Origin of the sequence: Thalassospira sp. UBA1131, from assembly GCF_002311515.1 — a bacterium.
Lineage (GTDB): Bacteria > Pseudomonadota > Alphaproteobacteria > Rhodospirillales > Thalassospiraceae > Thalassospira.
The window spans coordinates 29537-39047 of sequence record NZ_DCAO01000004.1; the positions used below are offsets into that span (position 1 = coordinate 29537).

The following is a 9511-nucleotide window of genomic DNA, read 5'->3' on the forward strand; positions in this document are numbered from 1 at the left end:
GAGAAATAGAACTTGGTCATGTGGATGCCGGATCGGATCAGCATGCGTTCAAGTTCGGGGACGGATTGCAAAAACTCGCTGACGTCAAACATGCTGCAAAAGCCCATCACACGTTCGACCATCGCACGGTTGTACCAGGACCGGTCAAACAGGGCGATCTCGCCGCCGCTGGGCAGATGTTCGATATAGCGTTGGAAATACCATTGCGTCAGTTCGCGGTCGTTGGGTTTGCCAAGGGCGACAATCCGGGCACCACGCGGATTTAGATGTTCGGTAAAACGTTTGATCGTGCCGCCCTTGCCAGCGGCGTCGCGCCCTTCAAAAATGATCAGCGATTTGAGGTTTTCCGCCTTGATCCAGTTTTGCAGCTTCAAAAGCTCGATATGAAGCGGGGCAATCAGTTCCAGATATTGCTTCCCCTGCATCTTTTTTGCCCGTGCCTTGGGGTTAAGGTCTATATCTGGCGGAAGCTGATCTTCCGGAATGTTGCGCAGGTTCTGGCTGGTTGTTTTGTTCGTGCCAGAAGGATGATCGTCAATCCGGTCCATGGTCAGGTTTTCGGAATCCAGCAAGAAGTGGTCCTTTGCCTCAGTATCAAGTTTTGAAAGCGCATCTGTGCGGTTGGCCGCAGATCGGCTTTTACCCGTGCGCCGTGTTGCGTCACCGAGCACGTCATTGCTGTCCTGCTTGGCTGTTTTCACGGTTTTCTTTGACGTTTTCTTTTCCGAGGTCATGCGCCCGATTCCGCCGGTTGTGGTGAGATGTAGCAATAACTTTGCGGGATTATTGAAATCATCGCAATGCAATGGATCAAATTACGACCTGTTGCGCGCTGTATGAACATGACGCACGAAAAAGCCCGGCCAATGTGAGGGCATTGACCGGGCCAAGGGTGGGGTGTGCGGTGGCACGAAGGGTGGATCTGTCTTGCGCGGTTTTCCGTGGGGGCGGAGCGCTTCAGGACAGATCCCGTGCAGGGTTATCGCAGCGGGAAAGACTGCCTGTATTCTTCTTCAGCCTGGGCACGGGTGATACCGATGTCGGCAAGCTGCTGATCTGACATTCTGAGCAACATCCGACGTTCTTCACGAACCGCAAGCAACCGTGCAAAGCGGTTTGAAAGATCATTGATGCGGCTACCAAGGGTGGTGACGAACGTGCGGATACTCGCTTTGGGCGGGCGCTCCACGGCAGACGGAGCAGGGCTAAGTGAATAAGCCATCATTCTCTCCATGAGTTAATATTGCTAATGCAATGTTTGCTGTTGAAGCCATATTGCGTCTATATTTTGAGCACGACAAACGAGTATTTCTGATCAAACGGATTAGTAATTCTAATTCATGATGTTGGAGTGATATCCATGCGGCTTCCGCCTTTGCAGTCCGTGCGCGCCTTTGATGCCGCTGCCCGCCATCTGAGCTTCACCAAGGCGGCCGAGGAGCTGTTTGTCACCCAGGGTGCGATCAGCCAGCAGGTCCGCCAGCTTGAGGAATATCTTGGGTTCAAGCTGTTTCATCGGTTGCCGCGTCAGATCTATCTGACCGAAGAGGGCGCGCAACTGGCCCAGGCAACCACAGCAGGCTTTTCATGCATTGCCGAGGAGATCGAACGCCTGACCACGATTGAGGAAGCCGGTGTGGTAACGGTCAGTGTGTTGCAAAGTTTTGCGGTGAAATGGCTGGTGCCACGTCTCGGGCATTTCCGCGATGCGTATCCTGATATTGATGTGCGCATTCACGCCGATGACCGACTTGTCAATTTACGGACCGAGGGCATTGATCTCGCCGTTCGGTTCGGCAGTGGCAATTATCCGGGGCTGGTGTGCGAAATGCTGATGCGTGACGAGTCTTTCCCGGTTTGCAGTCCGGCCTATCTTGCCGCCAATCCCGAACTAAAAGAACCGGCCGATGTCGCCGGGCACCAATTGCTTCATGATGCCACCACCTTTATGGATCACCCGCACGCCGCTGACTGGGAGTTCTGGCTCAACGGTGTCGGTGCCGAAGGTGTTGATGTCAGCCGCGGCCTTCGGTTTAACTCTGGTGATATGGTCATTCAGGCCGCCCTGATGGGGCAGGGGATCGCCATGGCGCGCACAAGTCTGGCCGCCCTTGATCTGGCGGCGGGCAATCTGGTGCGGCCGTTTGCGCAAAGCGTTGCCTCAAGCGGGGCCTATTATCTGGTGTATCCAGAGGAGCACCTGAGACGCCCGCGCGTAAAGGCATTTGTCAGCTGGCTTAAGAATGAAGTGGCTGAAACCTTGCGCGAAATTGATCCGGATGAGGCGGACGCGCCTGTAGAGGACTAAGTTTAGATCAGACCAAGGTCACGTAATTCATCGGCCATGTCATCTGGCAGGGCGTCGGTTCCGCCGCCCTGTTTTTCATCCGGCGGGCATTTATCATCGGGGAAATAGCGCCACCCCTGAAACGCGCGGTGCGGGTAGGGCCGGGTGACAATCAATTCGTCGTCCAGCACGATGCGGCAATATTTCGTGCCTTCTTCATTGACGTATTCTTCAAGATCAATGACCTGCTGGCGGCAGCGCACCGCCCCCTTGATCACCCAGTAAATCGATCCACCATCAAGAATCTCTGCCTTGCGTTTGGGTGTCATGCGTGTGGTGTGGAAAATACGCCCGTGCATGGCCTGAAAATAGGTCTGCCATTCCTTCAGGCTTTCGGGGCTTTCTGTGCCGACGCTCAGTTTGATGATGTTCAAAGGCATATCAGGAGGGTTTCTTGTGCGGTGGTGTTCAATGACTGATGAGGTAGAACCCGTACGCCGTGCGGTCAATAGTGGATTATTAAAACACAAAAATAAGTGTAATATATGATATTTCACAAAAAAACTTGACCAATAAGGGGTAATCAGCCAAATTCTGGTGCAGAAAAGGTCCGATACAGGACCAAACCCGAGAGATTTACAGGCTGAGAGAACCGAATGTCCCTGCAAGTTGTCACGGCAAACCGTCTGGAAGACGGGTTGGTGGTGTTCCTGACCAGCGATGGTATCTGGAGCGAAAACATCAACGATGCCCGCATCGCTGACGGCAAAGAGGCCGCAGATGCGCTTTTGGCTGAAGCCAGTGCACCCGAACTCGATATCGTGATTGTCGGGCCGTATCTGATTGATGTCGAACAGCAGGGCGCGGATATCGTGCCGACAAAATACCGCGAAGTTCTGCGCACCAAAGGTCCGAGTGTCCGCGAAGACCTCGGCTATCAGGCGGTATAAGGAGAGCCCCATGTATCGTTATGACGATTTTGACCGCCAGCTTGTCCATGAACGGACTGAACAGTTCCGCGAACAGGTAAAACGCCGCCTAGCCGGTGATATTACCGAGGAACAGTTCCGTCCGCTGCGTCTGATGAACGGTGTGTATCTGCAACTGCATGCCTATATGCTGCGCGTTGCCGTTCCATACGGCACGCTGCGCGCTGACCAGCTGCGCCAGCTTGGCATGATTGCGCGCGTCTATGATAAGGGCTATGGCCATTTCACCACCCGCCAGAACATCCAATATAACTGGCCGAAGCTTGATGAAATCCCTGATGCGTTGCTCGACCTTGCCAAGGTCGAAATGCATGCGATCCAGACATCAGGCAACTGCATTCGTAACACCACGACCGACCAGTATGCCGGTGCTGCGGCCGATGAAATCGAAGATCCGCGCCCCTATTGCGAACTGATCCGTCAGTGGTCGACCTTCCATCCGGAATTCACCTATCTTCCGCGCAAGTTCAAGATCGCCGTAACCGGATCACCAAATGACCGTGCCGCGGTGAAGGTGCATGACATCGGTCTTCGCATGCATCAGAACGATGCGGGTGAAACCGGATTTGAAGTCATGGTTGGCGGTGGCCTTGGTCGTACGCCGTTTGTTGGCAAGACCATTCGTGACTTCATCGGCAAGAACGATTTGTTCTCCTATCTCGAAGCCATCCTGCGCGTTTATAACCGCTTTGGCCGTCGCGATAACAAGTACAAGGCGCGTATCAAGATCCTCGTTCACGAGGAAGGCATTGATAAAATCCGCGAGCTTGTCGAAGAGGAATGGGCCCAGATCAAGGACGGGTCGCTGCGCGTTGATGATGCGGAAATCGCCCATTACATCGAACAGTTTGCGCCGCCGGCGTTTGAAGCGCTTTTTGACGACGATGCCGATTTCGAACGTCACAAGTCGGAAAACCGTCGTTTTGCCAACTGGGTGCGTTCGAACGTCATCGAACATAAACAGTCGGGCTATGCGATTGCCAACGTATCGCTGAAACCGATTGGCGGCATTCCAGGCGATGCGACCGATACCCAGATGGAACTGGTTGCTGATCTTTCCGAAAAATACAGTTTTGGCGATGTGCGTGTGACCCACGAACAGAACCTTGTTCTGCCGCATGTCAAAAAGGCCGACCTGTTCGCGGTTTGGAGCGAACTGGACAAGGCCAACCTTGGTACGGCCAACCTTGGCTATGTCACCGATATCATTTCCTGCCCGGGCCTTGATTATTGCGCCTTGGCAACCGCGCGTTCGATCCCGCTGTCACAGCGGATTTCCGAACGTTTCGGGGATCTGGATCGTCAACATGACATTGGCGAGCTCAAGATCAAGATTTCCGGCTGCATTAATGCCTGCGGGCATCACCATGTTGGTCATATCGGTATTCTTGGCCTCGATAAGCGCGGCAAGGAATTCTATCAGATCACGCTGGGTGGTGACGCCAGCCAGGATGCCTCGATCGGCAAGATCGCCGGTGCCGGTTTCTCCGAAGCCGAAGTGGTCGATGCGATCGAAAGCCTTGTGACCAAATATATTGATATCCGCGAAAGCGGCGAACGTTTCATCGACACCTACCGTCGTGTAGGCATGGATCCGTTCAAGGAGGTGCTTTATGGCGATCGTTAAGAATGACAGCGTGATCGAACAGGAATGGATCACGGTTGACGCCGAAGGCGACCTTCCGGCAAGTGACGAAAACCTGATTGTGCCGCTCGCCCGTTTCAAGGAAGAACGTGACAGCCTTCTGGGCCGCAATGGCGGTCTGGGTGTGCAGTTGAACCCGGGCGATGCGCCCGAAGATCTGGCAGATGATCTTGATCGTCTGTCGATCATCACGGTCAATTTCCCGGCCTACACCGATGGCCGCGGATATTCCTATGGCCGGGTGTTGCGTGAACGCATGGGCTTCACCGGCGAACTTCGCGCGGTCGGCGATGTCCTGCGTGACCAGATCCTTTACATGCACCGCTGTGGTTTTGACGCCTATGATCTTAAGGTCGAAGGTGAAGTCGCCCTGAACAAGGTGCGCGCCGCACTTAAGGAAATGTCGGTCTACTATCAGCCGACCGGTGACGGTCGCGTCACGGCACAATCTTTGCGCGAACGTCGTCGCGCCGCTTTGCAGTAACCGGCGAAAAGCATCGGGCCTTCGACCATTGTCGAATAAGTCTGAGCCATTTAATCAAGGGTCCCCGAACAGGGGGCCCTTTTTCTTTTTCCACATGGCTCAATACATTGGAAAACCTCTAATAATAGAGATTACATGATTGATTTCACGATAATCTTTTTCCAAATCAAACGTATATATAAGATTATTCTTAAGTTTTATGCTTATACGCAAGGTGTCCTCACAATGAATAGGCCGATATCACCTAACGCATAGTGACGTAATCACGCGTATATCACGTAATGATTGTAAAAATATAATATGATGAATGAGGTGACAGAGTAATTGGGAGAACCTCGTTTATGTCGGTGTTTAATCGTCTCAAAATTTCAACAAAAGTATATGGCGGCTTTGGCGTTGTACTGGTTTTGCTCGTACTTGCCTCTCTCTGGTCGGAGTTCTCGATCAGCAGTGTCGGGGATGACTTTGTGCGGTATCGCCATATCGCATTGCAGTCCAACCAAGCAGGCAGGGTGCAGGCCAACCTGCTTGAAGCACGCGTCTCGGTTAAACACTATCTGCTGACAGGAGACGGTGCTGCGGCAGACAATGTCGATGAGCGTCTGGCGACAGCAATAAAGTTGAATGACGAACTTGTGGCCCTGCTTGATGAACCGCAAATGATTGAAACGGCGCAATCTGCCGGGGCAAACCTGATCATCTATCGCGATACCTTCGACAAGGTTGCATCACTGCCGGCGGGGGATCCGGCGCGTGATCAGCTGGTGGCCGAAACGCTCGATGAAGTTGGCCCGGTGGTTGCCGAAAATCTCGAAGACCTGAAACTGTCGGTCAAGGCTGAACAGGATCAAATCGGTCCGCGTGCGACCAAGGCGGCGTCACAGGCGGTCATCGTTACCGCCATTGTCGGCGGTGTCGCGGTGATCCTTGGTGGTTTTGCCGCATGGATCATTGGTACGGGTATTTCGCGTCCGATCCGTCAGATCACCGAGGTCATGAAGGAACTGGCCGGTGGCAACAAGCAGATTGATATTCCGGGCCAGGACCGCCGCGATGAAATCGGCGATATGTCCAAGGCGGTGCTGGTCTTCAAGGAAAACATGATCCGTGCCGATGAACTTGCCGGACAGGAAGCCGAGGCGGCAAAACGCCGGGAACAGCGTGCTAGAAAAATCAGCGAACTGACCACGGGCTTTGATCAGGAGATTTCCGTCGTTCTGAAAACCCTGGCCTCTGCCGCGACCGAGATGCAATCAACCGCAACCGGCATGAGCAGCACGGCCGAGGAAACAAGTCGTCAGTCGGGCATCGTTGCGGCCGCCGCCGAACAGGCATCGACCAACGTTCAGACCGTTGCCAGTGCGACCGAACAACTCAGCGCATCGATTGCTGAAATCACCCAGCAGGTCAGCCAGTCATCGACGGTTGCCAATCGCGCGGTCGAAGATGCCGAGAAAACCAACATCCAGATCCGTGGCCTTGCCGAGGCCGCGCAAAAGATCGGTGATGTGGTCGGTCTGATCAGCGACATCGCCGAACAAACCAACCTGCTGGCCCTGAATGCCACCATCGAAGCAGCCCGTGCGGGCGATGCCGGCAAAGGCTTTGCCGTTGTCGCAGCAGAGGTCAAAAATCTTGCGACCGCGACATCACGCGCGACCGAGGACATCACCAACCAGATCACTGGTATTCAGAATGAAACCGATGGGGCGGTGACGGCGATTGGCACGATTTCGTCGACTATTACCGAGATCAGCGAAATATCAGCCGCCATCGCAAGTGCCGTCGAAGAACAGGGGGCGGCAACCCTTGAAATCACCCGCAACGTTCAGGAAGCCTCCGTCGGTACGACCGAGGTAACATCGAACATCGTAAGTGTGAACGAGGCGGCCGGGTCCACCGGGGCGGCTGCCGAACAGGTGCTTAGTGCCGCGTCAGAATTGTCGCGTGAATCTGAAAGCCTGCGCCACAAGGTTGAAGCATTCCTGAGCGCGGTACGCGCTGTTTGACAGGAACGCTATGCGATTTTTCCGGGCGGGGATGTTTAACATTCCCGCCTTTTTCTTAAAACGAGAAAATCATGCTTTAAATACCCGAAATAAGTGAACTTGTTCACAGGTTGTTCTTAATATTATTGGGCCGCATCCCAACATACCCCTAAGTGGCTCATTTCCTAGGGGTATGAAATGAATTCAGCATTCAGCAACCTGAAAATCTCTGCGAAGGTGTTCGGGGGATTTGGTGTCGTTCTTCTTTTGCTTGTTACTGTTTCGGTGATCGGCGTTTTGTCCACTTCTGGCGTCGGCGATGATTTCTTGCGCTACCGTCAGACGGCCCTTCAGTCCAATCAGGCAGGCAGGGTTCAGGCCAATCTCCTGGAAGCCCGTGTTTCACTCAAGGATTATGTGATCACGGGCAGTGACGGTTCGGCGGCAAAAGTCAGAGAGCGACTTTCCTCCACCATGAGCCTGATAAATGAACTGGACGGGATGCTTGATCGGGCGGAACGCAACAAGGTTGTCGCGGATGCCATCGGTCTTCTGACAGCCTATTCAGAGGCCTTTGATGAGGTTGCATCGCTGCCGGCAGGCGATCCAAGGCGTGAAGACCTGATTGCCAATACGCTTGATCGTATCGGACCGGCGGTTGCCGCCGATCTTGAGACGCTGAAACTCGACATCAAGGCAGAGCAAGATGAAATCGGCCCGCGGGCATCGCGTGCGGCCCAGCAATCAATCCTCATCACCGAAATCCTTGCGGTTGTTGCCGTCGTGCTGGGTGTGGCAGCGGCATGGCTGATTGGTGCCGGCATTTCGCGACCGATCCGCGCGATCACGGATGCGACAAATGCCTTGGCAAACGGCAACAAGCAAATCGATATTCCAGGCCAGGAACGTGGTGATGAAATTGGTCAGATGGCCAAGGCCGTTCTGGTATTCAAGGAAAACATGATCCGCGCTGATCAATTGGCAGCACAGGAAGTCGAGGCAGCCAAGGCACGTGAAAAACGCGCCCAGAAAATCAGTGAACTGACATCTGGTTTCGATCAGGAAGTATCTGCTGTTCTTAAAACAGTGTCGTCGGCCGCAACCGAGATGCAGGCAACCGCAACCGGTATGAGCAGCACGGCCGAGGAAACCAGTCGCCAATCCGGCATTGTTGCCGCTGCGGCGGAACAAGCATCGACCAATGTGCAAACTGTTGCCAGCGCGACCGAGGAGCTCAGTGCCTCGATAGCCGAGATCAATCAGCAGGTCACGCAGTCGTCTTCCGTGGCAAGCCGCGCGGTTGAGGATGCCGAAAAGACCAATGCGCAAGTCAGGGGCTTGGCCGAAGCGGCACAGAAAATTGGTGATGTGGTTGGCCTTATCAGTGACATTGCCGAACAGACCAACCTGCTGGCGCTGAATGCGACCATTGAGGCGGCCCGTGCCGGCGATGCGGGCAAGGGCTTTGCCGTGGTCGCGGCCGAGGTTAAAAACCTTGCCACGGCAACGTCAAAGGCGACCGACGAAATTACTGCCCAAATCACCGGCATTCAGAACGAAACCGAAGGGGCGGTTTCGGCCATTGCCTCTATTTCCGCAACCATTGCCGAAATCAGCGAGATTTCAGCCACCATCGCCAGTGCGGTCGAAGAACAGGGTGCAGCCACCCTTGAAATCACGCGTAACGTGCAGGAAGCATCTGCTGGTACTTCGGAAGTTACGAGCAATATCGTCAGCGTCAACGAGGCCGCAGGTTCGACCGGCACCGCAGCCGAACAGGTCCTGACGGCGGCGGGTGAGTTGTCGCGTGAATCAGAAAGTCTGCGCCAAAAGGTCGAAGCTTTCCTGAGCGCGGTACGCGCGGCCTGATCCTATACATTCGAACATGGCAAATATGTTCTGACTGAGGGGCACTCGTTCGGGTGCCCCTTTTTCTGTTCGCATGCGGGCAGAAAACTTTAGAAAGCTATTATTTTAGAGTTACTTGAATTGCGCGTCCCGCGAAACTGAGTATCAGCGCCATATTAATCTTTGGTAATATGGATACGTATAGTTTTCGCCAAAAGGGTAGCGTCAGGTCGCAATATCCTGTATGCAATTAATAGCTGTTTATGTTGG

General features: G+C 54.0%; 9 protein-coding genes. 6 read left to right on the forward strand and 3 right to left on the reverse strand.

Annotated features, from left to right (window positions below):
- Positions 1-734 (reverse strand): polyphosphate kinase 2 (locus B3Z49_RS00525; protein ID WP_296987326.1); only part of this gene is annotated, 734 nt, incomplete at its 3' end.
- Positions 735-979: 245 nt separating this feature from the next.
- Entirely contained in the window at positions 980-1222 is a 243-nt protein-coding gene (locus tag B3Z49_RS00530) for a DUF1127 domain-containing protein (protein WP_296987328.1), read from the reverse strand.
- 138 nt (positions 1223-1360) lie between these two features.
- On the opposite strand from B3Z49_RS00530, the gene gcvA reads away from it, so the two are divergent.
- The gene (gcvA, locus tag B3Z49_RS00535; protein WP_296987330.1) at positions 1361-2308 is read left to right on the forward strand and encodes a transcriptional regulator GcvA; all 948 of its coding nucleotides are present in this window, start codon (positions 1361-1363) and stop codon (positions 2306-2308) included.
- 2 nt (positions 2309-2310) lie between these two features.
- On the opposite strand, the gene B3Z49_RS00540 is transcribed toward gcvA, so the two are convergent.
- Positions 2311-2727, reverse strand: a complete 417-nt coding sequence (locus B3Z49_RS00540) for a DUF1489 family protein (protein ID WP_296987333.1) — start codon at positions 2725-2727, stop codon at positions 2311-2313.
- 216 nt (positions 2728-2943) lie between these two features.
- Between B3Z49_RS00540 and B3Z49_RS00545 the strand changes: the two genes are divergently transcribed.
- The 5 genes from B3Z49_RS00545 (at position 2944) to B3Z49_RS00565 (ending at position 9262) form a co-directional block, all read left to right on the forward strand.
- Positions 2944-3237 carry a DUF2849 domain-containing protein gene (locus B3Z49_RS00545; protein WP_296987336.1) on the forward strand — a complete coding sequence of 98 codons (294 nt, stop codon included), beginning with the start codon at positions 2944-2946 and terminating at the stop codon, positions 3235-3237.
- A 10-nt stretch (positions 3238-3247) separates the two neighbouring features.
- Entirely contained in the window at positions 3248-4903 is a 1656-nt protein-coding gene (locus tag B3Z49_RS00550) for a nitrite/sulfite reductase (RefSeq protein ID WP_296987339.1), read from the forward strand.
- Positions 4890-5405 (forward strand): DUF934 domain-containing protein, encoded by a 516-nt coding sequence (locus B3Z49_RS00555; RefSeq protein ID WP_008890568.1) that lies wholly within the window; start codon positions 4890-4892, stop codon positions 5403-5405. Before B3Z49_RS00550 ends, B3Z49_RS00555 begins: the two co-directional genes overlap by 14 nt.
- A gap of 341 nt (positions 5406-5746) precedes the next feature.
- Positions 5747-7414 carry a methyl-accepting chemotaxis protein gene (locus tag B3Z49_RS00560; protein WP_296987343.1) on the forward strand — a complete coding sequence of 556 codons (1668 nt, stop codon included), beginning with the start codon at positions 5747-5749 and terminating at the stop codon, positions 7412-7414.
- Positions 7415-7591: 177 nt separating this feature from the next.
- Positions 7592-9262 carry a methyl-accepting chemotaxis protein gene (locus tag B3Z49_RS00565; protein ID WP_296987346.1) on the forward strand — a complete coding sequence of 557 codons (1671 nt, stop codon included), beginning with the start codon at positions 7592-7594 and terminating at the stop codon, positions 9260-9262.
- Positions 9263-9511 lie beyond the last annotated feature (249 nt).